Below are 26,600 nucleotides of genomic sequence, written 5' to 3'. Positions count from 1 at the left end.
TTTCCTGAAGATCTGAAACGTGAGGATGTCTCGTCGGCCGTCGAGTCTGCCACGCCCGTATTACGTCCGAAGAGGCATCCGGAGAGATATCCGGAGAGACAAAAAGGGGCCGGCAATGTTTCCGCCGGCCCCCATGTGTCCGAATTACGCGACGATCACTCGTAGTCGCTCATCGGCACGCAGGCGCAGAACAGGTTTCGGTCGCCATACACGTTGTCGGCGCGACCGACCGGAGGCCAGTACTTGCGTTCGCGCAGCGCCTTGACCGGATACGCTGCCTGGCTGCGCGCGTAGGCGTGCGTCCATTCGTCGGCGGTCACCACGTCGGCCGTGTGTGGCGCGTGCTTGAGCGGATTGTCCTCGCGGTCCGCGCGTCCCTCTTCCACCGCGCGGATTTCCTCGCGGATCGTGACCATCGCCTCGATGAAGCGGTCGAGTTCGTGCTTCGACTCCGATTCCGTCGGCTCGACCATCAGCGTGCCCGGCACCGGGAAGCTCATCGTCGGCGCATGGAAGCCGAAATCCATCAGTCGCTTGGCCACGTCGTCGACGGTGATGCCGCTGGTGTCCTTGAGCGGACGCAGGTCGAGAATGCACTCGTGCGCCACCAGCCCGCCCGGCCCGGTGTACAGCACCGGGTAGTGCGGCGCGAGCTTCTTCGCGAGGTAGTTGGCGTTGAGAATGGCGGTTTCGGTAGCGGCCGTCAGGCCCTTCGCGCCCATCATCGCCACATACATCCACGAGATCGGCAGGATCGAGGCCGAACCGTACGGAGCGCCCGACACGGCACCGATACCGTCGGCATCGCGCGAATAACCGGTCGAACGCTGGTTCGGCAGGAACTTCGCCAGATGCGCGCCGACAGCGACCGGCCCCACGCCGGGGCCGCCGCCGCCGTGCGGAATGCAGAACGTCTTGTGCAGATTCAGGTGCGACACGTCGCCACCGAATTCGCCGGGTGCGCACAGACCCACCATCGCATTCATATTGGCGCCGTCGACGTACACCTGGCCGCCGTTCGCATGCACGATCTCGCAGATCTGGCGCGCGCCCGCCTCGAACACGCCATGCGTGGACGGGTACGTCATCATGATCGCGGCCAGACGGTCGCGATGCTGCTCGGCCTTCGCCTGCAGGTCGGCCAGATCGACGTTGCCATTGGCGTCGCATGCGACCACCACGACCTGCATGCCCGCCATCTGGGCCGATGCCGGGTTGGTACCGTGCGCCGACGCCGGGATCAGGCAGATGTCGCGATGCGCTTCGCCGCGCGAGGCGTGATACGCCTGAATGATCAGCAGGCCTGCGTACTCGCCCTGCGAGCCGGCGTTCGGCTGCAACGACACCGCCGCATAGCCGGTCGCGGCCACGAGCATCTGCTCGAGCTGGTCGATCATGGTGCGGTAGCCCACCGTCTGGTCGGCCGGGGCGAACGGGTGAATCTGGCCGAATTCCGGCCACGTCACCGGCAGCATCTCCGAGGTGGCGTTGAGCTTCATCGTGCACGAGCCGAGCGGGATCATCGTGCGATCGAGCGCCAGATCCTTGTCCGAAAGACTGCGCAGGTAACGCAGCATTTCGTGCTCGGAGTGATAACGATTGAACACCGCATGCGTGAGATACGCGCTCTGGCGCGCGAGCGCCGCCGGATAACCGTTCGAGACGGTGGCTTCGATGGCGTCGAAGTCCAGCGCGACAGCTTGCTTGCCGAGCCCTTCGGCGACCACTTCCCACAACGCGATCACGTCGTCGCGCGTGCTGGTCTCGTCGAGCGAGATGCCGACCGTATCGGCGTCCTCGCGACGCAGATTGAAGCGGCGGGCGGCGGCCACGGTGTGAATGCTGTCGGCGCGACCTGCCACAGGCACGGTCAGCGTGTCGAAGAACGTGGCGTTTCGCGGCGCGGCGCCCAGGGCGGCAAGACCGGCGGCCAGCACGGCCGTCAGACGGTGCACGCGCTCGGCGATGACGCGCAGCCCCTGCGGGCCGTGATACGCAGCGTACATGCTGGCCATGATGGCGAGCAGCGCCTGCGCGGTGCAGATGTTCGAGGTGGCCTTCTCGCGGCGGATGTGCTGCTCGCGCGTTTGCAGCGCCAGTCGCAGCGCCGGCTTGCCGTGCGAGTCGACCGACACGCCGACCAGACGACCGGGCATCGAGCGCTTGAGTTCGTCGCGCGTGGCCAGATAGGCGGCGTGCGGGCCGCCGAAGCCCATCGGCACGCCGAAGCGCTGGCTGTTGCCGACGGCAACGTCCGCGCCCCACTCGCCCGGCGGCGTGAGCAACGCGAGCGAGAGCAGGTCCGCGGCGGCGACCAGCATGCCGCCCTTCGCGTGGATCGTGTCGGCCAGCGCGCGGAAATCGCGCACGTCACCGCCCACGCCCGGGTACTGCACCAGCACGCCGAACGCCTCGACTTCGGCGGCGGCGGCCACGGGACCGACCTGGACTTCGATGCCGAGCGGCCTGGCGCGCGTTTGCACCACTTCGATGGTTTGCGGCAGCACATCGTCCGCCACGAAGAACGTGTTGGACTTCGACTTGCCGGTGCGCTTGACCAGCGTCATCGCTTCGGCGGCGGCGGTCGCCTCGTCGAGCATGGACGCGTTGGCGATCGCCAGGCCCGTCATGTCGATGATCATCTGCTGGTAGTTCAGCAGTGCTTCGAGGCGGCCCTGCGAGATTTCCGGCTGATACGGGGTGTAAGCCGTGTACCAGGCCGGGTTCTCCAGCACGTTGCGCAGGATCACGCCCGGCGTGAAGGTGTTGTAGTAGCCCTGACCGATGAACGACTTGAAGACCTGGTTCTGGTCGGCCAGCGCGCGCAATTGCGCAAGTGCCTGCGACTCGGTCTTCGCGGCGGCGAACTGGCCGAGCGATGCGGCGAAGCGCTCGCCGTCGCGGCGGATCGAGGCGGGCACGACCGCGTCGATCAGCGCGGCGCGAGAGGCGTAGCCCAGCTCGGTGAGCATGGCTTGTTGTTCGGGGGTGTCCGGGCCGATGTGGCGCGCGGAGAAGTTCTCGCGCTGCTCGAGCTCGGTGAGCGAGCGGCGCGGCGCTTGCAGGTCAGTCAAGGCGTTCATGGGTCAGTTCTCTCGTTCGATCACGGCAAGTGACGGCGGGATATTTCAGTTGCTCGGTTGCGCGGGTACGCGTGCTGCGCGAAGGGCAGGTAGCGGTGCCTGGCCGGCGACGCCTCGCGAGCCGGAGCCCGCGGGGCGTCGTTCGGCAACGTCAGGCGCCGATCTTCTTCGCGTAGGCCTCCGGGCTCAGCAGCTTTTCGAGCTCGGCCGGATTCGACGGCTTCACGCGGAACAGCCAGTTGCCGTACGCGTCGGCGTTGACCATGTCGGGCGAGCCCGGCACTTCGGCATTCGTCTCGACGATCTCGCCGCTGATCGGCGCATGCACGTCGGCGGCGGCCTTGACCGACTCGATCACGCACGACGCTTCGTCCTGGGCGACGGTGCGGCCGGTGTCCGGCAGCTCCACGAACACGATGTCGCCCAGCGATTCCTGCGCGAAATCGGTGATGCCCACGGTCACGGTGCCGTCAGCTTCGAGACGGGCCCACTCGTCGGACTCGGTGTACTTCAGGTTAGCGGGGATATTCGCCATGTTGACGCTCCGGAATTCAGTGATTGGGGTATTCGGTTATCGGTAAATCGTGTCGCCGTACCGTGGCGCCGGTGTTGCTCAGGCCACCACGGCCTTGCCGTGACGCACGAACGGTAATTTGACCACACGTGCGGGCAATTGCTTGTCACGAATTTGCACTTGCACGACGGCGCCGTCGGGAACGCCCTTCGGCAGGCGGGCAAAGGCGATCGATTGCTGCAGGCTCGGGCTGAAGGTGCCGCTGGTGATTTCACCGTTGCCGGCGTCGGTCACCACGACCTGATGGGCGCGCAGCACGCCGCCCTTGCCGTCGAGCACGAGGCCCGCGAAGCGCCACGTCTGGCCACGCGAGATCAGTGAGTCCTTGCCGACGAACGTGCGCTCGCTCTCCTTCTCCACGGTCCAGCCCAGGCCGGCGTCGAGCGGCGAGACATCGTCGTCCATGTCCTGTCCGTACAGGTTCATACCGGCTTCCAGGCGCAGCGTGTCGCGTGCGCCGAGGCCGGCCGGGCGCACGCCCTGCGCGACCAGCGCGTTCCACAGGGCGACCACGTGATCGGCGTTCACGATCACCTCGAAGCCGTCTTCGCCGGTGTAGCCTGTGCGGGCGATCATCAGCTCGCCGAAGGGGGTGTCGCTGGCGAATGCGGCGTTGAACGGTTTGAGTGCTTCGCTCGCCGTCTGGCTGCCCGGCACGGCCTGCCAGACCTTGGCGCGGGCGTTCGGCCCCTGCACCGCCACGATCGACAGGTCGCGGCGCGGAATGAGAGTGAGGTTGTAGTCGCCGTGGGCGTTGAGCTGGCCAAGCCAGGCGAGGTCCTTGTCGGCCGTGCCGGCGTTCACGACGATGCGGAACCAGTCTTCGGCGATGAAGTAGACGATGAGATCGTCGATCACGCCGCCGCCCGGATTGAGCATGCACGTGTAGAGGGCCTTGCCCGGGGTTTGCAGCTTGTCGACGTTGTTGGCCACGGCATACCGCAGGAATTCGCGGCAGCCCGAGCCGTGCAGGTCGACCACGCACATGTGCGAGACGTCGAACATGCCGGCGTCGGTGCGCACGGCGTTGTGTTCTTCGATCTGGGAGCCGTAGTTCACGGGCATGTCCCAGCCGCCGAAGTCAACCATGCGAGCGCCGGCGGCGCGGTGCGTGTCGTTGAGCGGGGTACGTTTGAGATCGGTCATCGGGGCGTCGGGCCGTCAGGTGTCAAGGTTCGGGATCTTCGGAGACCAGCGTCCGAAAATGCAAAAGGGGTCATCTCGACGACCGGCACTTACCGCATGGGGCGCGTGTCCGTACACGTGCCCCACGCAATGCCAGTTGGCGAGATGACCCCTCTGTCCTTGGTACCTGAGAGATTGCCCGGCGGATCGGTGTGCCTAGCGCACGCCATGTCGATCCCGCCAGCCCCTTCGGTGGATCGCCCGCGTGCCGTGCACGCCGCGACCGCTCTCCAGAGATCGAAGGCAAAGCCTTCGGCGCGGACGGTCCTTGATGCCTGAGAGTTTGTGGGTATTACCCCTTCGGCGGCCCCGGCATGTGCTTCCCGGTGCGCTCTCCCGACCACGCTCGCGCACTTTACGGGGAAAGCCTGGCACTGTCAATTTGGCACAAATACCGTCAGTGGGATTCCCCCGGATTGGCGCCCGCCGGACATCCGTCGCGGCCCCATCTGCCATTGCAGACGGCCCAGATGCAGCGTTGCTTCGGTATCACTTCGTACCAGCGATAGCGCTCGCATCGCGCGAGCGCGGCGGCGATCGTGCTCGCGGCCGATGGCGCCGAGGCGGCCAGCGGTGCCGAGGCGCTCGCCGGCGGCGTATTCTGCGCGGCAATCGCGCCGATGTCGTTCGCATCGTAATGCGCCGGCAGATCCGGCGGGGCGGCCGGCGGCTGAGAGGACTTGCCGCCCGCGACGCGTCGGCTGAGCAATTGCATCATCTCGTCGGGAGCGGTGGCGGACGGCGTGACGGACGGCGCGGGAGGCGTCACCTGGGTCGCCGCGGCAGTCAATGCCGCCGTGGCGGCCGACGCCGTCAGCGGCGCCACGCTCTGACTCGCGGCCGCGACATCGGCGGCGGCGCCGGACGCTGCGGCATCGATCGCCGCGAGCGCCTGCGCCCTGGCCTGTGCGGCCGACGCCTCGTTCGGCGCGCCTGCGCCCGTACCACCAATATCGCCCGGCGCGGTGGCCGTCGGCGCGTCGTTGCCATTGTTAAATGGCGCGACCGCAATGCCCTCGGGCGCCTTGGGCGTGGGGTCGACATAGGGCGCGCGCAAATTCCACCAGATGCCGAGCAGCGCGATGGCCGCGAACACCGCGGTACCGAAAACGAGCGCGCCATTGAGCCAGCCCGGCTCCTCATCCTTCCGATCGCGCCGGTCGCGCGCCCGATTCGGGGGCATCGCCGACGCGGCATCCGTGGCCTTTGCCGAATCGCTCAGGCGGCTGTCGGCAGCGTCGGCCGTCGCGCCGGCCACGGCGCCCGCCGCGAGACCCTCGCCCCGGAAACCCGGCTCGGCATCCGCGAGTCTGGCGCCGCACTTCTCACAGTGCAGCGCGCGCGGCGCGTTGTTCGTCCCACAAGTTGGACATTGCACGGCGACCTCACCACGATGGCAACGTTTTGCATTATAGGCACCCGGTCTGTGTCGGCGCCAGCGCGCGGCACCAGCCGCGCCACCCGGCGTCGCGCGCGCCCCACAGTCGGCGGGCGCCGACGGTAAGCGCGTTCGCGGGGTAAAACCGGCGCGACAAAAGCGTCGCGCTCACGTGCCGGACGGGGGCGCCCCGCGTGATAGACTTGCCCACCACCGCGCACGCCGGCACATGGCCGGCACCGCCCGCGTCTGGCCGCGCTCACCCCATCCGCTTCACACCATGTCGTCCTTTCCGCTCAATCCCGCCCAGAACGAAGCCACGCACTACTTCGACGGCCCGTGCCTCGTGCTGGCCGGGGCGGGCAGCGGCAAGACCCGCGTCATCACGCAAAAGATCGCGTGGCTCATCGAAGCGAAGGGATTCGAGCCGAAGCACATCGCCGCCGTCACGTTCACGAACAAGGCCGCCGCCGAAATGCGTGAACGCGTGGCCAAGCAGCTCGAAGGCAAGACACTCACCACGCCCGGCAAGGAGGGGCGCAAGGTGCCCGTCAATCAGCTCACGATCTGCACGTTCCACTCGCTGGGCGTGCAGATCCTGCGCCGCGAGGCGGAACACGTCGGTCTGAAGCCGCAGTTCTCGATTCTCGATGCCGACGACTGCTTCGGCCTGATCCAGGAGCAATTGGGCACGACCGACAAGGCGATGATCCGCGGGGTGCAGACGGCCATCTCCCTGTGGAAGAACGGGATGGTCACGCCCGAAGTGGCGCTGGCCGCGGCCGAGACCGCCGACGAGCATCAGGCAGCCCTGGTCTATCGCAATTACATGGCCACGTTGCAGGCCTACCAGGCCGTCGATTTCGACGATCTGATCCGGCTGCCCGCGCAGCTCTTCGAGCGCGACGAGGAAGTGCGCGATCGCTGGCAGAACAAGCTGCGCTATCTGCTCATCGACGAATACCAGGACACCAACACCTGCCAATATCTGCTGCTCAAGCTGCTCGCGGGCAAGCGCGCGGCATTCACCGCCGTGGGCGACGACGACCAGGCAATCTACGGCTGGCGCGGCGCCACGCTCGAGAACCTCAAGCAGCTGCAGGTCGACTTCCCCACGCTCAAGGTCATCAAGCTCGAGCAGAACTATCGCTCGACGTCGCGCATTCTCACGGCGGCGAACAACGTCATTGCGAAGAATCCGAAAATCTTCGAAAAGAAGTTGTGGAGCGAGCACGGCCTGGGCGATCCGATCACCGTGACCGCGATGAACGACGAGGAACACGAAGCCGAGTCGGTCGTCTTTCGGCTCTCGGCGCACAAGTTCGAGCGTCGCGCGGAGTTTCGCGATTACGCGATCCTGTACCGCGGCAACCACCAGGCGCGCATCTTCGAACAGGTGCTGCGTCGCGAGCGCATTCCGTACGTTCTCTCGGGCGGACAGTCGTTCTTCGACAAGGCCGAAATCAAGGATCTGTGCGCTTACCTGCGCCTGCTCGCCAATCCCGACGACGACCCCGCGTTCATTCGCGCCGTCACCACCCCGCGTCGCGGCGTGGGCAGCACCACGCTGGAAGTGCTGGGCGGCTTCGCGGGGCAGGCCAAGGTCTCGCTGTTCGAGGCGGTCTACATGGGCGCCGTGGAAGCGCGGCTGCAACCGCGTCAGCTCGAACCGCTGCGCGCGTTCTGCGACTTCATTCAGCGCATTGCGGCGCGCGCGGCGCGCGATCCGGCCAACGAGGTCATCGACGATCTCATGGAAGGCATTCACTACGAGGCCTACCTCTACGATACGTTCGATGAGCGCCAGGCCCAGTCGCGCTGGACGACCGTGCTCGAATTCCTTGAATGGATGAAGCGCAAGGGCACGCGCGGCGACGAAGCGCAGACGACCGGATTCGACAATGCCGACGGGCTCGACGACGACGGCAAGAGCCTGATGGAACTCACTCAGACCATTGCGCTGATGTCGATGCTCGAAGGACGCGACGGCGACGATCCGGACGCCGTGCGCCTGTCGACGCTGCACGCCTCCAAGGGCCTCGAGTATCCGCATGTCTTCCTCGTGGGCGTGGAGGAAGGCATCCTGCCGCACATTCGCGAAGACGAAGAGGTCACCGCCGAGAAGATCGAGGAAGAGCGCCGCCTGATGTACGTGGGCATCACCCGCGCGCAGCGCTCGCTTCAGTTGTCATGGTGCAAGAAGCGCAAGCGGGCGCGCGAGACCTATTCGTGCGAAATTTCGCGCTTCGTGCCCGAGATGCAACTCGACGAAGCGCCGCCCCCGCCGCCCGAAGACGCCCCGATGTCACCCAAGGACCGGCTCGCCAGCCTCAAGGCGATGCTCGCCGGTGGCGCGAACAAAACGCCGTCTTCGACCGGCGCCTGAGATGAATAAGCCCCCGCGTGCGGGGGCTGGCCTGAGGAACGGCGGTGTCCATACCGGGGCTGTCGGCGGCGGCAGGCACGCCGTGAAGTCAATGCTTGCTGCTATTTGCCACCACTCGAAGACGTTTGGTCACACGCGGCCGCCGGGCTCGACGCCACGACCACCCCCGTCAGACCGGTCAAACAAAGCAGGACAGCAACCAACAGTTTTCGCATAGGCTCGTCTCCACTCGTCAGGTGAAGTTTCACTATAGGAGCGCAGCCTTTCGAAGCCAAAGACATCTTGACCATCGGCGCGGCGCGGGCGATAGTCGGTAAAAAACGGGCGAAAAGTCACGCCGTTTGCGTCGATTTCGACCCAATGCCCACACCTGCGGCGCACCGCTGGCAATGCGTCCGGCACACGCCGTTGCGACGCGCGTGTGCGGCACCCATCCCCGAGTCTTTGTGGAGCGTGGTGCGTGAGACTGCATATCCTGTCAGACCTGCATTTGTCCGTGGCGCCGTTGGCCATTCCCGACGTCGACGCCGACGTCACGATCCTCGCCGGCGACATCAGCCGTCCGGCGCAAGCCATCGAGTGGGCCAAACAACTTTCGCGCCCCGTCATCTACGTAGCTGGCAACCATGAGTTCTACGGCGCCACGCTCGCGGGCACGCTTGCCGAGCTGCGGCGCCTGACGGCGGGCACCCAGGTGCATATGCTGGAACGGGGGTCCGTGGTGATCGATGGCGTACGTTTCATCGGCACCACCCTCTGGACCGATTTCGCGCTGTACGACGCCGAGGGCAAGCACGACACGGTCATCGAGGAATCGAGGAAGTTCGTGCGGGACTTCACGCGCATCCGGGTGGGCGACCCCGCGGCGCCGTGGTCCGATCTGCCGTTTTTCTCGCCGGACGACTCTGCCGCGCTATGTCGCGAGAATGTCGCCTGGCTCTCGCGCGCACTCGCCACGCCCCATGAGGGGCCGACGGTGATCGTGACGCACCATGCCCCCACGCCGCAGAGCATTCATCCGCGCTTTGCCGGGTCCCCCGTGAACCCGGCGTTCATTTCGGATTTGACGTCGTTCGTCGATCAGTCGGACGCCGCATTGTGGGTCCATGGCCATACGCACGATTCGTTCGATTACCGGGTCGGCCGCACGCGCGTGCTGTGCAATCCTCGTGGTTACTGCTTTGAGGGACGCGTCGAGAACACGGCATTCGATCCGCAGTTGGTCGTGCGCGTGTAGGGCGTATGGGGCCGCATGGGGCGTATGGGGCGTATGGGGCCTGCCGCCGGGCGGGCGTCGGCATGGTGTCGGGTATCGAGTGGTGCCGCGTGGTACCCGGTAGGTAGTGCGGCTTGATCCGGCGCGGGACCACCGGCCGCGTGAACCGTTGCGTCGGCAGCGGCAGCAAAAAGCAAATCCCCGCCGAAGCGGGGATTTTGTATCGCACCGGTGTCTGGCCGGTTACTTCGCCGCACTCACCATGTAATCCACGGCGGCCTTGACGTCGTCGTCCGACGCATTGGTGGCGCCGCCCTTCGCCGGCATGGCGTTCAGGCCCTTGAGGGCCGCGTTGTGCAGTGTTTCGATGCCGGTGGCAATGCGCGGCGCCCACGCGGCCTTGTCGCCGAACTTCGGAGCGTTCATCACGCCGGCGGCATGACAGGCCATGCAGACCGTGTCGTAAAGCTTCTTGCCGGCCTCGAGGTTGCTGCCCGTGCTGGCAGCGGCCGGGGCGGGCGTCTTGAGCGCGGCCATCGCGGCGGCGGCGGTCGCGGCGGCGCCGGCGGCCGGGGCTCCCGATGCCGGGGCGGCGGCGCTGGCATCGGAGGCGGCCTGCGCCGGTTGGGCCGGTGCCGCCGGCTCCTGCAGCTTGCCGCCGGACGCGTTCGCCATGTAGACGATGGCGCGGCCGATCTCATAGTCGGTCACATCGTCGGGGCTGGTGCCCCCGCGCGGCGGCATGGCGCCCTTGCCGGCCAGCGCGATCTTGAGCATTTCGTCGTAGCCCTGCTTGATGCGCGGTGCCCAATCGTCGGTGCCGACTTTCGGGGCACCGGCCGCGCCCGAGGCATGGCAGGCGGCGCATACGGCCTTGTAGAGTTGCTCGCCCGTCTGATACACGCGCGGCGCGTTGGCGTCCTTGACTTCGACCTTGGCCACGGGCGCGATGCGCTCGGCGATGGCCTTTTCGGTCATGGCGGAACTGCCTGCGGCGGGAAGGGTGCTGTTGCCTACGTAGTTGACCAACAGGACGATGATGACGATCGGAACCAGAAAACCTGCAACGACGGCGGCGATGAGCTGCTTGGGTGTTTTGATCGGAGACTCGTGCTCGTTATGTGCTTCACTCATGCGGGATCTCTCAATAGTTTTTGTGGAAACCGAGTGCATCACACCGGACGGCCGACAGGCCCTTACGCCATCCAGTCAAAATAACGAACCATTGTAGCAACAATCCCTCGACGGATGACACGCCGAGGCGGTGCGCGGACGCCGCAAAAGTCCCGTATTTTCCCTAACTTACGCGAAAGGCAAAGCGGTGTTCCGCGTGCTTCGTGCGCAAAGTACGGCCCTGACGCAACCACAGGAAATCCGCGCCAGAGCGGCTTGCGGCAACGAAATGCCGCATTGTGGGGCAGGCCGATGCACGGGGCATGGACGGCGCGCCGCAAAACCGCTATGCTTCTACCTCTTTGCCTGCCGGTAACGCGTTCGCGCACTCCTCACCGGTGGTCTGCATAGCGCCCGTAGCTCAGGGGATAGAGTATCGGCCTCCGAAGCCGAGGGTCACTGGTTCGATTCCAGTCGGGCGCGCCAATCTTCTCAATGGGTTACGTCAACTCGCAGTAGGGTTGCGAATCGCCAACCGCGAGGTTGTAACCCGCCTGTAACCCGTTTTGATCGACGCACGCGGACCGAAACGCGGGCGGCGCGCACGAGCGGTTTCTCTTCAGACGAGTACGGGCAACAATAACGCCGTTGGTCTCGGTTCAATTCACCGCGATGTACAGCAGTCTATAAACGCAGATACAGGCTGCTATCGCCGACAGGCCAAACGGCATCCAAACATCGACAGCGCCTTTTGAATATAAGACTCGGCCAAGGGCTCGCAGTTGAAATTGCGCTCGCTTGATACCAGAGACACGGAATTCCCTTAGGTTCCCTCCCTGCCGATTTGAGATTCCATGCTCACCTTCGAGCGTGAGGGCCACTGAAACCCGCCCAGCCCATTTTGTTGGGCGCTCCTCTTTTGTAAAGCTCACCCGAACGCCGACGTCGCGGAGTCGCCCCAGGCCTTGACGGCGATTTTCTTCGACGAATGGCTCTTCATCAATATCCGTGATGTACACGGGCCGCCTGCCCGTAAGAATGTGCGCACGGATGTCTTTTGCCAACAGTGTTTCGACCAAGCGGTCTCGGATTGATCCGTGTTCTTTCTGCATATGCTGAATGGCCTGATCCGTTGACGACTCGAATCGGTATCGCAGAAAGCAGTACACGAGTGCTGCAAGCAAGCATGCCCAGACTTTCCATGCCGGGAACTCGCCTTTCACAAAGAGACCGATTGAGGCTTGGGGTGAAAGCGATAGGCCGAAGAAAGCCATAACGACTATCGCTGCACTTAGCGTAACGACGTTTCTGCGCACTTTGTCGTTAGTGTCATCAATCACCACCACCCCCTGTGTCACGTAAATGATTATGTGATTTGTGCAAGATACCGAGTCCAGGTTTGCTAGTATTGCTGCATCCCACTTCCCTCCCCCAATGCCAATGCATCAACCGCTCCATAGTGACAGGCTGACTCGCCTAGTTAGAGAACTGGTGGCACTGCCTACCGAAACGGAATGGGTTGAGTTCAAGGAGAACCAAGAAAAGCCTCAGGAAATCGGCGAGTACATTTCCGCGCTCTCGAATTCGGCTGCACACTTGGACAAAGCATACGGCTATTTGCTTTGGGGAGTCGCCGATGACACGCACGAAATCGTTGGCACGGCATTCGACCCCAAAACAGCGAAGGTCGGCGGTGAGATGCTTGAGAACTGGTTGCTGAGGATGCTGAATCCCAAGGTACCCTTTCAATTCATGGAGACGGCCGTGGACGGAAAACACGTCGTCTTACTGGAAATAGGTCGCGCTTACCGGCACCCGGTACAGTTCCAGCACAACGAATTCATCCGAATCGGCTCATATACGAAGAAGCTAAAAGAGTTTCCAGAGAAGGAGCGCGCACTGTGGCGCATCTTCGATCAAACCCCCTTTGAGGTACTCCTCGCTGCCGAGGATATGCCTGAAGAGGAAGTTTTAAACGTCCTAGACTATCCAGCGTATTTCGATCTTTCTGAGACTCCACTTCCGGAAAATCGCTCTCAAATAATCGAGCGCTTGTCCACAGAGCAATTGATCAGCAAGAACACTTCAGGACGTTGGAACATCACCAACCTGGGTGCCATGTTGTTCGCCAAACGACTGGACGATTTTCCAAACCTTCGACGCAAAGCCGTTCGCGTTATTGCTTATGCGGGGAACGACCGCATCACGACACTCCGCGAGCGAGTCGGCACCAAGGGATATGCCGCCGGATTCGAAGGTCTGATTGGTTTTGTGAACAACCTTCTTCCAACAAACGAGGTCATCGGGAAGGCGCTTCGGAAGACGGTGCCGATGTATCCCGAGCTAGCCGTGCGCGAACTGGTGGTCAATGCGCTCATACATCAAGACCTCGCTGTTGGCGGCACCGGCCCCATGATCGAGATTTTTTCGGATCGCATGGAAGTCTCAAACCCCGGCGTGCCGCTCGTTGATGTGGAGCGGTTTCTGGACACGCCACCGAGATCAAGAAATGAAGCCCTTGCATCACTTATGCGTCGCTTTGGGATATGCGAAGAGCGGGGGAGCGGCGTCGACAAAGTCGTATACGAGACCGAGATATATCAGCTCCCCGCACCAGAGTTTTCCACGTCCGGGGAAAGCACGCGGGCCGTGCTGTTTGCGCATAAAGCTCTAGCACAAATGGACAAGCGCGATCGTATCCGAGCCTGCTATCTCCACGCATGTCTGCGATACGTGAGTCGAAACTATATGACCAACACGTCTCTACGGGAGCGCTTCGGCATAGACCCGAAGAACAGTGCGATGGCCTCTCGATATATCAAAGAGGCGGTGGAGCATGGCGTGATCCGTCCGTATGACGAGCAAGCCGGCAAGAAGTTCATGAAGTACGTACCGCACTGGGTGTGAGTTGTATGCGATGGCGGCGCTCTATTTGACTTGTGCAAGGGAATTACGGTCGAAAGCTGCGCGGAACACAAAAATACCCTTACAAAACAATAACATAATCGCAAAAATCTTATTTGACGGTCATTTGACAGTTGCTTGAACTTCAAACGACTATCAATGAACGAAATTTCATAGCTGCGCCACTCGCCGCGCTCAGCGCATCGAGGACATCCAAACACCGCCTAACCCGTCGGCCATAGCCGGAAGCGTCAGTTCTCGGCCAGCCGCCTGGCGGCGATCAGCGCTCACGCCATTTTGCGCAGTCGTGACACCTCGCTGAGGGCGATCGAGTCGGAAGCGAGCCACCGTAAGGGCACGACCATGCCCCTTGACGGTTCCAACCTTGTGACCAAGCCGAGCATCGTCGCCGTAACCCTTATCGGTAAGTCGCCAAGGGAGTCAGCCCCCCCCGACCAGCCGATGATCAATCGCCGACTGGATTTCATCAATGAGTGCCGCCTGGATCAGGTCGAGCGAGTCGCCTTTCGCCAGCTTCAGCTCTCTGGCTCCGAATGGCTCGATCAGTTCGACGCCATCAAATGGCATGACCCTGATCGAAATCTCCCAGGTGTCGGCCTGATCCGCGATCTGGATGTCGACAGTGCAGCCGCGATACACGAAATTGATGGTGGGCATAGCTCGAGCGGCGCCGGAAATGGCCGAATGGATATCATAGTACGATCGAAACTGCATGTATCAAGCGCGCGGACCATCGGAGGGATTGAATGGACAGTCGATTATTGAGCGACGACGATCTAGTGCAGATCACGGGGAAGAAGCGATGCTCAATCCAGGTTGCCTGGTTCAAGAAACAGTTCGGCATCGACGTAGTGACTCGTGCCAACGGACACATAATCATGACCTGGGCGACGTTCGAGGCACTCCTAGCCCAAAAGGCAGGTCTGCGGCCCGACGGCTCCCCCCCTTCCAGGCCTCCGATTTATCCGATCAGAAAGGCAAGATGATTAGTCACTCTTGTGCTTGACGACGCAACGACTCAACTCATGATTCGAGGGTTCCCAGCGCAGATATAAGCGCTACGGCGCGACGATCGCATCACGAGCGAATGGGGACGGCAGGACGGCGCTGACACGTCCAGCGGTCCACGAAAAAAACAAAGCCCTTGTGATTCACAAGGGCTTCATGTGGGCAAACATTCCGAATCATTATTTCGGCGAGTTCTTCAACCAGAGGCGATCATGGCCAGTGGCCATCATCTTTGTCGCCGGTGATTGCTCAAACACAATCGTCATTAGGTGATACGTCGTAAGGACAACCTCCTGCAATGCCTGATTGTCCTCAAGCGCCTCCGTCGACACGAATTTGCTTGCCTCATCTCGGTCAATTCGCCGACCGTGATCTTTGTGATTGCTTGCGTCACCAAAATGGTCGGCTGCCGCTTTCGCTTTATCGTCCGCCGCCGAATCTCCGGAGAACATCCGAGCTGCAAGCCACTGACGCACCATTGACTTACTGTAGTCAATGGCGTTCGTCGCCTCATGGAGCAAAGCTGGGCCGATCGTCTGCAAAATCGGAGCCCACACGTGCGCGGCAGTCTGATTTTTTAAAATCTCCTCCCTAGCACGGTTGAACTGATCCACGATCGCCTGTGCGGAGACGAACTTGCCGTTCACCGGCATTTGGGGGTCAATGGGACCCAACTGGCTTTGTCGACCCAGTACGATCTTTTGGGATCCAAGCGCAATCATCGTGCCTGCCGACATAGCGAAAGTCGGCACTATCACCTCAATGTGGGCGAATTTACTTAGCAAATAAGAAACAATCGTCTGCGCCGCAGTAGTGACGCCGCCAGGTGTGTGCAAAATCAGCGTAAGACCTGCACTCCAATCCATGCCGTACATTGTGGCCATGAAGCCGTTAATGTCCTCCGGCATGATCTGAATTGCAGTCGGGTGCACCGCTGGCTTTTGAAGAAAGGCTGAACCGTACAGAAGCACGTTTGTGCCACCGCGAAGTTTGCCAATCTCCCTCAGACTATGAGCTATCTGCGATGTGAGAAATTCATTCCGCTTGTCGGCGGACAACCGCTCGTACTCGGCGGTCAGTTCATTCCACGAGGCCATTCGACCTCAGCGGTACGTTGACAGAGATAGCGGGGGAAAATCTGCTTGAACATCAATTGACGATGAGACGCCATTCGCATCCCACGTCCAATTGGAAGTTTCGGTCACGTCCAAGTACGACTGGTAGAGCTTTTTTGCTTCGTCAAGGCTAGCCCAAACGGCCGCATCGCTTCCCGAAGCGAAACCTTGTTCGATAGTCATCTTTTTGCTCCAAGCGTAAATGCGGATAGTCTCCGCCCCAATCTGCAACCTTCGGTCGCAGAATTCACCCTAGTATTGCACATAGGGGCAAGGGGAGTTTGCTACGCAAACTCCCCTTGGTTCGGGCTCGATCTTACACCACAATCAAGCGGGCGTCAATGTCAATCAACATATGAAAGTTGATGGCGGCGCTTACTCGGGAATCGTAGGCGGAAGTCGTTTCCCTCAATTTGAGGAGATTCGACAACGCCTTCGCAGAATATCGATCCCGCGGCGGCAGCGCAGTGTTCTTTTCGCGGAATAACCGCAATCGGCCACGTGCGATGTGCCGTGATTTCCGTGAGAGCCTAGAGGAACCCGATCGTTTAGTTCCGACTTATAGGGCAAGCAATCGGGATTAGCGTCTCGACGACTCAACGGTTTTTCGGGATTCTCCGCACAAAACGCACGGATGGTCGAACTATTTTCGGCCGGGCTTGCACCCGTTATTGGCGAATTTGTTCCCTCCCTTTGCCTCGCCGGGTGACCCGATCTTCTGTTGCCCCATGGCGGTCAGGCCGAAATCGTTCTGGTAGTTGCGCAAGATGCTGAGGAGACTTCCCGTGGGCGTCATTCCGGCGGCGTACTCCTGCAAGATCCGGCCATGCACAGCGCACATGTGACCGAGGGACGTAAGCGAGGCTTCGGTAAGCAACCCCACGTTCATGAGCAGCGGCACCACTCGATGCCACTCCTTTGTTGCGAACGCGTTCGGTAGCCAGTCTGGCGGCGCCGGATATTCTTGGACAAGCGGCAGATCCACTCCGGGGCCACTATCGTTTGCTCGTCTGCTACCGGTGAGCAGTTTAAGAGCGCGGGGTTTTCCAGGGTTTGGCATAACGTATTAAGGGGTTTCGACCTAAATGGTCGGCGGGTTGGAGGAAGAGATCAAAAACCCGAATTTCTGAAGCGGGCACGCGAAAAAAACACTACGCGCCCGTGCCGGGAGCAAAACGATTCAAAGTTTTGACCTCCCCCCACCCGTCAGACGCGAACCACTCTCATTTGACGGGGAATTCCCGAATCCGCCGTTCTCTTTTGCCGTCTTGGCCAAGTGGCATGGCACGCACAGCGTCTGCCAGTTGCTGCCGTCGGGCGGGTTGTTGTGACTGTCGCCATTCACGTGATCGACGTGCGCTTCGCCCTTGCCTGCGACTATTCGCCCGCACGCCTGACACGTGAACCTGTCGCGCGTCAGCGTGAACTCACGAATCGCGAGCCACCGCTTTACACCGGTGTGCATCTCGCGGCGCGTCTGCCGACTCAGTTCCGGCAGTTCATGTCGGGCCGTCGAGGGCAACGCTGGCCTGTGCTTAGACGGTCGCGTCGGCATTACCCTGCGAGACCGCCGTAACTCGGCGCAGCGTCTTCCTGCATCTCGGGTTCGGCGCCATCGACCATCGCGTTCGTCATGCCTGATCCTCTGCATAAATTCCCGCAGAGATGACGGCACCGCCAACGATCATCCGGCCGTACAGAACAGGCACAGGGTTGCCCTGAGCCTGCGTGTTCACCGGGCCATTGAAGTTATAGTTCGCCCCGTTGTCGGGGCTATCCTTGACTGAGAGCCCCTGTTGCGACGGCGACAGCAGTTGTGTGATGCCGCCCACGAACATCGCAGCACCGAACAAGGCACCCGCCTGCGTGGCACCGCCAGCACTGAAGGTTCCAACGAGCGATGACGATGGTCCGAGGTACCAGGCAGAGGCAATGATGGCCGCGCCCAACAGGACTTGAAACAATCCGCCGCGCTTCGCCCCCAGCACCACCGGTGCAATACGAATGTCATCCGTGCCAGGCGGCAGGTCGAGTTCCGCGCAGCTCAGATGACGCTTACCCACCAGCACCGCGTATCCGATACCTCGGGCGCGGCTACCCATCAGATCCTCATAGAACCCTTTGCACTGGCTTGCCAGCGCACGGAATGCCTCGCTGGGGCAGCTTATCGCGAACCGGTGCACGCGCCCGTATTTCGCTCCCAAGGCGCCATACAGGCGCACCGTTCGAATCTTCTCCGTCATGGTTACTTTCCTCCAAGGTTGTCCACTGAAAAACCTACCGTCTCCCCGACGGGTGTCGGCCAACCTTTCAACGTCGGGCTATGTCCGCCTCGATCGTTCGCGCGATATGCACAATGCCTGCCGGATGAGTGAGCGTGATATGCGCGCTCACGGGCCCCGTGGCGACGACGTGAAAGCCGAGGTGATGCCCGGCCCGCAACTTATCTTCGAGCGCCGCCCTGTCACCGTCTGGCAGCCCCTGCATCCACATGGCCAGGAACTCGGCCACGTCGATCTTTGTTTGGACGAACACGTCCGCCATTGCCCTCATTGGTATCCTCCGCCCGCCTCCCGGGGCTCGATCAGCGCCGCCCACTCCCGGTAGTACACCAGGTCAATCCACACCGTATAGTCTGGCTGACGAAGCGCCGCCGCTATGAACTGTTCAATCCGCTCCTCGTCTGTCTCCATTTCATGAGCACATCGGTCGATCAGCACGACCAACTCTGCCCGCCACTCCCGGATCAACGAATCCGACGCCCGCGGCATGTAGGCCGTAAATGGGCCGTCTTCTACCGGGTATCGGCCGCCGGCATGTGGCGGCGCTCCACTCTGTTTTGCCATCACTCCTATCCTCTGCCCTACGTCTCCCCGGTGCCGGAACCGCTTCGTGCATGGAATGCGCCGGCGCATTTGCTGCGGGGGCGCATTTTGTGCGGGGGTGTCCAGTTATCGGACACCCAAGCAAACCATGACCTACCGCCGCACTGTGGAACGTTACTGCAACGGTGCGAGCCCGTTACGAGCACTTCACCAGTGACGGATCTCCCCGAGCGGACACGCGAGAGTCGCACGTGACACATCCGCCGTACCTCAATCTCTCGCCCCGCGAGTTCCGATTTCCGGAACGGTTCCGGTTTTCGGAACAGGCCCGAATTCGGAGCGGTTCCAGTTCGCGCAAATTTGACCGCGACCGTGTTTGCCCCCTCCTTTGCGGTGCTCCAACACACCTGAAAACCGCGTTTCGCTGCGCGTAGGTATGGCAACATATAAAGGGAGTTCGATTTTCGAACAGGGATCGTCACTTTCAAAAACACCCAAAAACCGCCCTGAAACGCCCGAAATCAAAGGCTTTTTCCACTTTTCGCCAGTGTTCGATTTCCGAACCCGAATTCACGCGCCCTGTTCGAAAACCGAACTGGAAAATCGTGCTTCGGGTTCGGATTCCGAACTGGACGGGTTCGATTTCCGCACAGGGAGATTTTTTTTGGGCTGCTGCTTTTTCCGCCCTTCCTCCTGCAATTGTTCGAGCCCCTTCACCAGCGCTTGCTCCGCCTCCTTCACCGAACTGAATTGCCGATAGTCGTGCGTCGCCTCCATGGCCTGCACACCAACTCTGGGTTGCTCAAGCGTCGGCAGATCAGTAAAGCGATAGAGGTTCGGCACCCTGGCGCCGCGTCGCAATCCACCCTGCACCGTCACCGAGATAAAACCCAGCGCCCGGAGCTCATACAGAGCTTTGGCCAGCGTCGAGGATGATGACCAGCCCCGATGCTTCATGTCGGCCAGCGAAGCCGCCAGATTGCCGTTATTCGTCGCGGTGAGCGCCGCCCGCATGTCAATGAACAACTTGACCGACGATGGTCCTAGAACCCGCCAGGCGGCGCTATTGAGCAGCGAATGATAGATGCGCGCGTGCGGTCCGTTTGGGTCGCCCGGTACGCGTTGCCGCTTCATTCGCATCCCTCCCGGGACGGATGGCCGGGCAGCCCCCTCCACTCACTGTTTCCGCGGTGGCGACGCATGATGCGGTCGGCGTTGTACGCCTTCACGAACGAGCCATATGGCCAGTACTCCCTCAGCCAGAATGTGAAGGGGACAATTGCCCACTCGGTCTCTTTGGGGCGCGAGAGCCGCTCTACGGCCCTCCGTACCTCGTCGATGGGCACCGGCGGGAAGTACGCCATTCCGCCCGGTGCGACGACGATGAAGCCACGCGGGTCGAGCGCCTTCCGGCCGGTGCGGCTAGGCATAGCTCATGCCCTCCAACCGGTGGAGGGCATCGCCAGCGACCCGCAATTCACCGAGGCGTTGTCTTCCGGCGTGCTCCAACGAGGGTTTATGCGCCATGCCGGGCCTCCGTGATCCACTCGACTTCCGATTCGGCGCGCTCGCTATAGGTGCACGTGATCTCGAAGCCGATATCAGCAAGGCTGCCGGCCGCGACCGGTGTGCCAGCGTCGATCGCGGCGCCGATGGCCGTGAACATTGCTTCGGCCTGGCGGAGGGCTCGAGCCGCTGCACGCAGCTCACGTTCAGCGCGCTCCAATGCTTCGGTGGGGCTACGCATCGCAAACCTCCGTTTTCCAGTTTTGGAAAGCAATGTCCGACATGCCGACTTCACCACGAAGCGGCACGAAAGCGTTGTCTTCCGCGATTACTCGGGACGCGACGATGTACTTACGACGGTCTTCACTCGGCAGGAGCGCGGGCTGGCCAAGCAAGTTCACCAGCCAGTTACCATCGGGCCTCATCGTCTTCACGAGGACGAGACTGCCGATGAGCAGCGGATTCCACGAGCGCTTGATTAACGCCATATCGCCAGGACGGCAACGGACCTTATCCATGAGCCACCTCAGCTTGAGCGAGTTCAGCCAAACGACGAAGGGCTTCGCCAGTGACGTCGAGCGCGTCAAAGACGGTCGGTGCGGTAGCGGCTTCGCGCAATGCTGCGCGGATGATCTCGATGGGGGATTGCGTTTGCTCAGGACGAGCGAGGGCTTGGCGCATGATGCGACCTCCTGTGTTTGCGAAGGAGGCCCGCCGTCCGCTCTCAAACGGGGTGGGCGGGCACAAAGCAGGGTTGAGAGACCGGAACACAGGGACCGGCAGGGCCAAAGCCCTCCCCACCAAGGCCCGCCCATTGATCGGGGCACGCGAAGGCATGACGGACGAAAAAATAGCCGCGTGCGGCGGCTGTCCGCCTGTGTTTTTCCGGCTCTCACCCCGGGTCACCGTTGTTTCGGTGACGTAGAAAGTATACGCCGCGTTGTTTACGGCCATCAAGGGAATTTTCATCACGCCAGCGCCGCCAGTTCGATTGCGAGCTTGGCCAGCCCCTTGGGCGTCACCCTTACCTGCGTGGAAACGACCTCTGACCCGTCATTACGCGGCACCACCGATACCCGGTGCTCCAGCAGCCCACGCACGATCGCAGCCTGATAGCCGACCCACGATACCCCTCGGCGGTAGATCCACTGATTGCAGGAGAGCCATCCGAACAACTTCCGCGGCGGCACCTTCAGGTTCTTGGCGGCATCCGTGATGCACAGTGCGCCGTCAGCGCACTCCAAGCGATCGAGCGCCTGTGCCTTGGGGTCCAGCACGGTCACCTGGTGCTGGAGTTGCAGCGACTGCCGAGCGTGGGTCTCCAACAGCCCCAGCAGCACGCCGGGGTTCGTCAGATCCGGCCCGCTCGTGCTCGTCGCGACGGAGCGGTAGTGCAGGAATGCGGACACGATCCGCTTCTGCCCCTCACGCGAGCGCCGCCCGCCAACGAACGGCGTCGCCACCAAAGCAGCGCGCTCGTTCAGTTCGATCATCTGGCGGCGCTCTCCCTTCGCGTCACGATATTCAACGTCCTTGAAATCAAGGGCGTTGATCGTGCCGTCCCGAATCAAGTCGCGAAGCGTGGCCATCACGTTGTCATGGCGACGGCCGAACTCGTCAGCAATAGTGCGGCTGTCCACGACCAGCGCACCGTCAACGCGACGCGTGACAATTTCGTTCGACGCACGCATAGCGGGTGCGGTATGATCGGCAGCGGAACTGATGTAGCTGATGTGGGCGCCCTGGCCGGCGCCCATTTTCTTTTGTGTCATCACTGGCCCCCGTTCAGCAGTTGCTCAACGGCGTTCGTCGGCCATGCGAGGAAGCGATTCGGCAGTTTCACCGGGCGCACGCCGTGATAGCTGCCGGTTTCCATGTAGCGCTTGCGGATGCTCTGCGGGCGCAAGTGCAGCGCGCTGGCGAGTTGCTCCGTCGTGAGGAACGGGCAACTCACCGAAGTTGCCGCCTGGTGAACCGTCATAGTCACTGACTCCCAAATTTTGCGAATCACCGTTGATCCGCTTGGGTGCCAGTTTCGTGCTCGTGGGGGTTTTAGTAAAAACGGGTTGACGGAATAAACGCGTTATTCCGAAAAAGGGTCGAACGCCTCGGGGTCATCCAGTATCTGCCGTGCTTTAGCGAGCATAGTGGTGCGTATCGCAGCGACCACGTCCGCCCCCCACATTGGCCCGACCATGTCTAGTTCCAACTCCCCCGCTTCCACCCTCGCCCAACTTGTGTCCTCCTTGGCCTTATGGAGCTCCCGGACTCTACTGACGGACACGCCATATTTCCCTGCGATTCGCTGCAAACCTGCCGCGCGAACCTCGTCTACGGTTCTGCGTATTTCACGCTCCTCCTGCCTGCGTTCATCGGCAAACTCTGTGATGTTTATCAGAATCCACTCCGTGGCCCTGTAGAGTCCCAATAGGGCTGCCTCGATTTCCCGAACGTGCCGGGGGCGGAGTTGGGCGTTGTGCTTTCCCCGGCGCTGGGCGATAACGGTGCGGCCAGTTATATAGGCCGCAAGGAAGCTTCGAACGTAAAAGGGGACTTCTCGATCGGACTCAAGCATTTCGGCCAGGTCCTCTGGATACCCATGCCTCTGGAAATCGCGAATGGCCAGAATCCACTCCGCGTCGAAATTACTATCGCTCATCACGTTCCTTTTGCGCATTACATCATTTCATGCACGCTCGCCGCGCCGCGCGACATAAACCACCACCAAAGCCGAGGCGTTGGACGGCGGCGCTCACACGAGGCACATGCATTCATTTGACGGCTTGCAGCGACGGCTTGTCGGCCACGGCGGCATCGAATTCAATGCGAGCCTGTTCCAGCATCCACGCCTCCACCTTGTCATGCCACATGCGGAGCAAGTCAAGCGGCCGCCGGCGGTAGTGCTTTTCGGCCAGTGCGCTGGGCTTGTGCCCTTGGATCTGGGCAACCACGCCCACCGGCACCTCGCACCACTCCGATAACGTCCCGAAGGAGCGACGCAAGCCATGCAGGGAAACGTGGGGGAGGCCCGCAACCGCCAAAGCCTTCGTATGCGCAATTCGGGGCTCTGTCAGCTTCCCGTCTGCTGCCAACGGGCTAGAGAACACCCATTCGTTCCGGCGTGGCAGCGCCGCCAGCAGGCTCGACAGATAAGGAGTGAGCGGGATCGTCCGGCCAGTCTCCTCGACCTTGTCCGACAGTTGCAGGCTGCGCCACTGAAAGTCAACGTCAGCCCAGCGAAGCGCCGCCAGCTCCTCGCGGCGCGCGCCGGTGATAAGCAATCCCTGAAGGTAAGCGGAGATGACCCGATTGGATATGGATCTGACGGCGTTGAACCACTGCACCAACTGCTCACGCTGCAAGCAATCATGCTCCTTGGCGCGCTGCTTTGGGACGGCGCTCATCACCGAGTCATCGCGGCAGCAGTCATGGTTCGCGATACCAGCGTACCGCGACGACTTCGCGCACCAGTTGATGAAAGTACGGAATTTGCGGAAGGCGTTCACCGCGACGGTCTCACGGGCAGCGCGCTCGTTGCGAACCCACTCCCGGACCACTGCGGCGTCGATCGAAGCCAGCGGCAAGGCCAGTAATGGCGCCAATGGCCCTGCCGTCGTGAGTCCCTTTCCTCGCTTCTTTGCCTGCCCGCCAAGGGCGGCAGCATTTTCATGATCGAGCCTATGACGATCGCTCCATTGCTCGTGAGGCTCGGCCATATAGGTATTCCACGCATCGCGGGCTATGAGTGTGCCGCGTTCTTCGATCTGGCGGCGCTGCTCAAGCTCCCGCTTTCTTGCCTCCAAGGTCTCAGCTTTGTCCACGCGCGGATCGACGCCCGCCGTTACCAGCCGCTGCAATCTCCGCGCCTCGTCCTGGGCCTGCTCGATGGTGACGCTTCGATGATCCCCCAAGGTGAGCCTTAGGGTGCGGCCGTGGAGCTTTCCCTGAAAGACATAGGTCTTAGCGCCGCCCGCCGTAGCGCGCAGGCCCAAGCCCGGCGCGCGGGAGTCCCATAGAAATGATTGCACCTTGCCGGAAGGGCACTCATGACGCTCCACGCGTGCCGCCGTAAAGTTGATTTTGGCCACCATCCGCCCCAGTCGGAAACCGGGTTACAGAGCACTTGTAACCCATTTGTAACCCGATTCTGAGCGAATCGATCAACTCAAGTCAACTCACGGCGATCTTAAAATCCACAATAAAGCCTTGTATTTCATTGGTTTTGGCGATTTTCATGGGAATCGATCAACATCGATAAACACCCGCTTGTTCGGCCTCCGAAGCCGAGGGTCACTGGTTCGATTCCAGTCGGGCGCGCCAATCCAATCAAATGCTTGCGTGCATTCTGTGGAATGCCTACACGCAACGCATGACTACGTGTAGGCGTGACGTAGGCATTTCCAGTCGGCCTCAATCCACGTAAATCCATCTGGCAGCGGCGATTTTTTGCGTGATGATGTCAATGATCGTCGCCGTTGCGACGCGACGGCTCGCCTTCCCACCCTTCAGCCCGCGTCACATGCTCAGTTCAGGCCATCAAGTCCACTGAGCATCAAAAATACCCGACAGAAAATCAGGCAACAGCAATCTCTGCGTATCGGCCACGCATCGGATGCGCATTGCGACAAATTACGAGGATTCAGACAAAAGCGGCCTGAATCTTAAGGGCCGAAATGGTCTCAAGGCGCTACTTCACGATGTGGAAATGGGATGGGAAAGCCATATCTCAGACGCCAGTTGAAATCGAGTGGACGCCGTTCAGGACTGCCTCACCTTCGGTATCAAAAGAAAAACTCAACGCAGTTCGCGAGAGGAGGCACTACAGGAAGTCGCTACCCGCGGTCAGCGCCTGGCCCGACTGAATGTTGTTCGCCTTCGCGTACTCTACGGCATTGCCGTACAGCACCAGCTTCTGCTGGTCCATTACCGTCAGTTGCGAGGTGCTGTTCGTCGACAGTCCATTGACGAAGCTCGCCTTGCCCGTTTGCGTCACAGCGGCTTGTTGGAGTTGGATCGCTTCTTGCTGCGGGTCGTAGTAGAACGTCATCGTGCTCGGTTGCAGCGACGCACAAACGCTTCCAAGTCAGCACCACTTAAGCTAAACCCTTGCCGACCTGCCGGTACGATTTACCACAAGCCGACTTCGTCAACAGGCAATTCACCCGCAACCGTTTGAATGTGCTCCGCGAGCGTGTGTTCAAAAATCCTATGACGGGTGGTCCCGTTACCGATCCTGATAATCTTCAAACTCCCATGCACCAACTCGGCTCAACTTTGCGGCGATGTCCGCCCAATCGTCACCGTCGACAGCTGCTACGTAACGTTCAATAGCCGTCTTAATGGTGTCGTAATCGTAGACTTCGACAATCAGCATGTGCCTGCCCCAAAGCGGACTTTGAGTGGCACACTGCGCCTTGAGCCATTCCGGCGTGCAAACGTGAATGTCGAACGATTCGGAACTCACCTCACCTCGTGGACCAATGTAGGCTCGAATCCATGTGCCGAAGTTCGACACATCATCTGGCCAGTAGTCGATCAACCTGTCTTCCAACAGCAAGGAATGCAACGATTTGATTTCAGCTTTCATGGTGTGATATTCAGATGTCCGTTGCTAATCGGCCTACTTCCGGCCGTGAGCTTTGCCTCGAAATTTGCCTGCACGCCGGTTGTGGCATACGAACTGTTCGGCTTCTCCGACGGCGGACGATAGACCCGAAGACCGTCGCTACTTACCCATGACGAGCCATCGCTCAAAATACGGTATCCCGGACCAACCCATGCTTCGCCGAGCTTATTTGAGTCTGCAGCGGTCGCTTGCCCTGGACCGAAGTTGCCTTTCCCAAGAGAACCACCGGCGGCTGCTTCCCGCAAGATCCCCATTTGTTCGGCGATTGTCAACGGCCCTTTGTTTGTGGCATTTCCGGGCTTAACCTCCACAGGTAATGCAGTCCTCGGCGTACCAAACGACGTTACGCCCGCACCGACACCCTCCACAGCCTGCCCCAGTTGCGCCCCCTCCAAGGCTGTCTCCGTCGAGCCACCCGACGCAATAATTAATGCCGAGAGAATCGCACCGAAAGCACTCCCCTTCTGCGCTTCCAACAGCATCGCCTTGAGATTCGGGTCTCCGGACAGGATTTGAGAGTCGGCGGGATCTACTGCAAACATTTGCCCATTCGAAGCACGGACGACAAGGTTGCCATTTGCTTTGGCATCTGCCACCGCGAGCATGCACGCTGCCGAGCGGGCGTCGGCACAGGGTTCGATTCCAGTCGGGCGCGCGACA

The 26,600-nt window shown here is 61.4% G+C and carries 30 protein-coding genes, 2 tRNA genes and 2 riboswitches; of the genes, 6 read left to right on the top strand and 26 right to left on the bottom strand.

Annotated elements, in window-relative coordinates; genetic code table 11:
• Positions 1–155: 155 nt before the first annotated feature.
• The 4 genes from gcvP to PMO31116_RS17865 form a co-directional block, all read right to left on the bottom strand.
• Positions 156–3,083 carry an aminomethyl-transferring glycine dehydrogenase gene (gcvP, locus tag PMO31116_RS17880; protein ID WP_150567904.1) on the bottom strand — a complete coding sequence of 976 codons (2,928 nt, stop codon included), beginning with the start codon at positions 3,081–3,083 and terminating at the stop codon, positions 156–158.
• Between the two features lie 151 nt (positions 3,084–3,234).
• Positions 3,235–3,618, bottom strand: a complete 384-nt coding sequence (gene gcvH / locus PMO31116_RS17875) for a glycine cleavage system protein GcvH (RefSeq protein WP_150567903.1) — start codon at positions 3,616–3,618, stop codon at positions 3,235–3,237.
• Between the two features lie 78 nt (positions 3,619–3,696).
• Positions 3,697–4,803: a glycine cleavage system aminomethyltransferase GcvT gene (gene gcvT / locus PMO31116_RS17870; RefSeq protein ID WP_150567902.1), complete on the bottom strand. Its 1,107-nt coding sequence runs from the start codon at positions 4,801–4,803 to the stop codon at positions 3,697–3,699.
• A gap of 143 nt (positions 4,804–4,946) precedes the next feature.
• Positions 4,947–5,086: riboswitch (glycine riboswitch) on the bottom strand.
• Between the two features lie 8 nt (positions 5,087–5,094).
• A riboswitch (glycine riboswitch) is annotated at positions 5,095–5,191 on the bottom strand.
• A 48-nt stretch (positions 5,192–5,239) separates the two neighbouring features.
• Complete coding sequence (locus tag PMO31116_RS17865) at positions 5,240–6,220, bottom strand: zinc finger Ran-binding domain-containing protein (protein ID WP_150567901.1); 981 nt, start codon at positions 6,218–6,220, stop codon at positions 5,240–5,242.
• A 280-nt stretch (positions 6,221–6,500) separates the two neighbouring features.
• Here PMO31116_RS17865 and PMO31116_RS17860 point away from each other — a divergent pair, with 280 nt between their 5' ends.
• Positions 6,501–8,606, top strand: coding sequence for a UvrD-helicase domain-containing protein (locus PMO31116_RS17860; RefSeq protein ID WP_150567900.1), 2,106 nt, complete (start codon positions 6,501–6,503; stop codon positions 8,604–8,606).
• A gap of 460 nt (positions 8,607–9,066) precedes the next feature.
• Complete coding sequence (locus PMO31116_RS17855) at positions 9,067–9,843, top strand: metallophosphoesterase (RefSeq protein WP_150567899.1); 777 nt, start codon at positions 9,067–9,069, stop codon at positions 9,841–9,843.
• Between the two features lie 222 nt (positions 9,844–10,065).
• Here PMO31116_RS17855 and PMO31116_RS17850 read toward each other — a convergent pair whose 3' ends face one another.
• Positions 10,066–10,956: a c-type cytochrome gene (locus PMO31116_RS17850; protein ID WP_150567898.1), complete on the bottom strand. Its 891-nt coding sequence runs from the start codon at positions 10,954–10,956 to the stop codon at positions 10,066–10,068.
• A gap of 389 nt (positions 10,957–11,345) precedes the next feature.
• Here PMO31116_RS17850 and PMO31116_RS17845 point away from each other — a divergent pair.
• Positions 11,346–11,421 (top strand) — tRNA-Arg (locus tag PMO31116_RS17845).
• A gap of 173 nt (positions 11,422–11,594) precedes the next feature.
• Here PMO31116_RS17845 and PMO31116_RS17840 read toward each other — a convergent pair.
• Positions 11,595–12,281, bottom strand: coding sequence for a hypothetical protein (locus PMO31116_RS17840; protein WP_150567897.1), 687 nt, complete (start codon positions 12,279–12,281; stop codon positions 11,595–11,597).
• A gap of 145 nt (positions 12,282–12,426) precedes the next feature.
• Here PMO31116_RS17840 and PMO31116_RS17835 point away from each other — a divergent pair, with 145 nt between their 5' ends.
• Entirely contained in the window at positions 12,427–13,842 is a 1,416-nt protein-coding gene (locus tag PMO31116_RS17835; protein ID WP_246185356.1) for an ATP-binding protein, read from the top strand.
• A gap of 438 nt (positions 13,843–14,280) precedes the next feature.
• Here the strand turns inward: PMO31116_RS17835 and PMO31116_RS17830 are convergent, their stop codons facing one another.
• Positions 14,281–14,517 carry a hypothetical protein gene (locus tag PMO31116_RS17830; RefSeq protein ID WP_150567895.1) on the bottom strand — a complete coding sequence of 79 codons (237 nt, stop codon included), beginning with the start codon at positions 14,515–14,517 and terminating at the stop codon, positions 14,281–14,283.
• Between the two features lie 89 nt (positions 14,518–14,606).
• On the opposite strand from PMO31116_RS17830, the gene PMO31116_RS17825 reads away from it, so the two are divergent.
• Positions 14,607–14,846, top strand: coding sequence for a DUF4224 domain-containing protein (locus tag PMO31116_RS17825; protein ID WP_150567894.1), 240 nt, complete (start codon positions 14,607–14,609; stop codon positions 14,844–14,846).
• A 201-nt stretch (positions 14,847–15,047) separates the two neighbouring features.
• On the opposite strand, the gene PMO31116_RS17820 is transcribed toward PMO31116_RS17825, so the two are convergent.
• The 16 genes from PMO31116_RS17820 to PMO31116_RS17755 form a co-directional block, all read right to left on the bottom strand.
• Positions 15,048–15,965, bottom strand: a complete 918-nt coding sequence (locus PMO31116_RS17820; RefSeq protein WP_150567893.1) for an SDH family Clp fold serine proteinase — start codon at positions 15,963–15,965, stop codon at positions 15,048–15,050.
• A gap of 6 nt (positions 15,966–15,971) precedes the next feature.
• Positions 15,972–16,166, bottom strand: coding sequence for a hypothetical protein (locus tag PMO31116_RS17815; RefSeq protein ID WP_150567892.1), 195 nt, complete (start codon positions 16,164–16,166; stop codon positions 15,972–15,974).
• 460 nt (positions 16,167–16,626) lie between these two features.
• Positions 16,627–16,968, bottom strand: coding sequence for a hypothetical protein (locus PMO31116_RS17810; RefSeq protein WP_150567891.1), 342 nt, complete (start codon positions 16,966–16,968; stop codon positions 16,627–16,629).
• A gap of 195 nt (positions 16,969–17,163) precedes the next feature.
• Complete coding sequence (locus tag PMO31116_RS24460) at positions 17,164–17,448, bottom strand: HNH endonuclease (protein WP_217424759.1); 285 nt, start codon at positions 17,446–17,448, stop codon at positions 17,164–17,166.
• 166 nt (positions 17,449–17,614) lie between these two features.
• Positions 17,615–18,226, bottom strand: coding sequence for a tail assembly protein (locus PMO31116_RS17800; protein ID WP_150567889.1), 612 nt, complete (start codon positions 18,224–18,226; stop codon positions 17,615–17,617).
• A gap of 67 nt (positions 18,227–18,293) precedes the next feature.
• Positions 18,294–18,527 carry a hypothetical protein gene (locus PMO31116_RS17795; RefSeq protein ID WP_150567888.1) on the bottom strand — a complete coding sequence of 78 codons (234 nt, stop codon included), beginning with the start codon at positions 18,525–18,527 and terminating at the stop codon, positions 18,294–18,296.
• A gap of 5 nt (positions 18,528–18,532) precedes the next feature.
• A complete protein-coding gene (locus tag PMO31116_RS17790) occupies positions 18,533–18,829 on the bottom strand; it encodes a hypothetical protein (RefSeq protein ID WP_150567887.1) in 297 nt (98 codons plus the stop codon).
• Between the two features lie 549 nt (positions 18,830–19,378).
• Entirely contained in the window at positions 19,379–19,942 is a 564-nt protein-coding gene (locus tag PMO31116_RS17785) for a hypothetical protein (protein ID WP_150567886.1), read from the bottom strand.
• Positions 19,939–20,238 (bottom strand): hypothetical protein, encoded by a 300-nt coding sequence (locus PMO31116_RS23895; RefSeq protein WP_217424758.1) that lies wholly within the window; start codon positions 20,236–20,238, stop codon positions 19,939–19,941. Before PMO31116_RS23895 ends, PMO31116_RS17785 begins: the two co-directional genes overlap by 4 nt.
• An 86-nt stretch (positions 20,239–20,324) precedes the next feature.
• Positions 20,325–20,555: a hypothetical protein gene (locus PMO31116_RS17780; RefSeq protein WP_150567885.1), complete on the bottom strand. Its 231-nt coding sequence runs from the start codon at positions 20,553–20,555 to the stop codon at positions 20,325–20,327.
• On the bottom strand, positions 20,548–20,832 hold the full coding sequence (locus PMO31116_RS17775; RefSeq protein ID WP_150567884.1) for a hypothetical protein: 285 nt from the start codon (positions 20,830–20,832) through the stop codon (positions 20,548–20,550). Before PMO31116_RS17775 ends, PMO31116_RS17780 begins: the two co-directional genes overlap by 8 nt.
• Entirely contained in the window at positions 20,825–20,995 is a 171-nt protein-coding gene (locus tag PMO31116_RS23760; RefSeq protein WP_174971433.1) for a hypothetical protein, read from the bottom strand. Before PMO31116_RS23760 ends, PMO31116_RS17775 begins: the two co-directional genes overlap by 8 nt.
• Before the next feature lie 287 nt (positions 20,996–21,282).
• Positions 21,283–22,086, bottom strand: a complete 804-nt coding sequence (locus PMO31116_RS17770) for a phage antirepressor KilAC domain-containing protein (RefSeq protein WP_150567883.1) — start codon at positions 22,084–22,086, stop codon at positions 21,283–21,285.
• A complete protein-coding gene (locus PMO31116_RS17765; protein WP_150567882.1) occupies positions 22,086–22,295 on the bottom strand; it encodes a DNA-binding protein in 210 nt (69 codons plus the stop codon). The genes PMO31116_RS17770 and PMO31116_RS17765 overlap by 1 nt, the downstream gene beginning before the upstream one ends.
• Positions 22,296–22,397: 102 nt before the next feature.
• Positions 22,398–22,973 (bottom strand): hypothetical protein, encoded by a 576-nt coding sequence (locus PMO31116_RS17760; RefSeq protein WP_150567881.1) that lies wholly within the window; start codon positions 22,971–22,973, stop codon positions 22,398–22,400.
• A 112-nt stretch (positions 22,974–23,085) separates the two neighbouring features.
• Positions 23,086–24,402 carry a tyrosine-type recombinase/integrase gene (locus tag PMO31116_RS17755; protein WP_150567944.1) on the bottom strand — a complete coding sequence of 439 codons (1,317 nt, stop codon included), beginning with the start codon at positions 24,400–24,402 and terminating at the stop codon, positions 23,086–23,088.
• 137 nt (positions 24,403–24,539) lie between these two features.
• On the opposite strand from PMO31116_RS17755, the gene PMO31116_RS17750 reads away from it, so the two are divergent.
• Positions 24,540–24,634, top strand: a tRNA-Arg gene (locus PMO31116_RS17750).
• Between the two features lie 499 nt (positions 24,635–25,133).
• Here PMO31116_RS17750 and PMO31116_RS17745 read toward each other — a convergent pair.
• The 3 genes from PMO31116_RS17745 to PMO31116_RS17735 all read right to left on the bottom strand — a co-directional run bounded on the left by PMO31116_RS17745 (position 25,134) and on the right by PMO31116_RS17735 (position 26,482).
• Positions 25,134–25,361, bottom strand: a complete 228-nt coding sequence (locus PMO31116_RS17745) for a hypothetical protein (RefSeq protein WP_150567880.1) — start codon at positions 25,359–25,361, stop codon at positions 25,134–25,136.
• Between the two features lie 177 nt (positions 25,362–25,538).
• Positions 25,539–25,901: an immunity 8 family protein gene (locus PMO31116_RS17740; protein ID WP_150567879.1), complete on the bottom strand. Its 363-nt coding sequence runs from the start codon at positions 25,899–25,901 to the stop codon at positions 25,539–25,541.
• Positions 25,898–26,482 carry a hypothetical protein gene (locus tag PMO31116_RS17735; RefSeq protein ID WP_150567878.1) on the bottom strand — a complete coding sequence of 195 codons (585 nt, stop codon included), beginning with the start codon at positions 26,480–26,482 and terminating at the stop codon, positions 25,898–25,900. The genes PMO31116_RS17740 and PMO31116_RS17735 overlap by 4 nt, the downstream gene beginning before the upstream one ends.
• Positions 26,483–26,600 lie beyond the last annotated feature (118 nt).

The sequence above is a fragment of the Pandoraea morbifera genome (assembly GCF_902459575.1).
In the GTDB taxonomy this organism is placed as follows: Bacteria; Pseudomonadota; Gammaproteobacteria; order Burkholderiales; family Burkholderiaceae; genus Pandoraea; species Pandoraea morbifera.
Note: the sequence above shows the minus strand (reverse complement) of the source record. Positions and strands in the feature narration are given on the sequence as shown.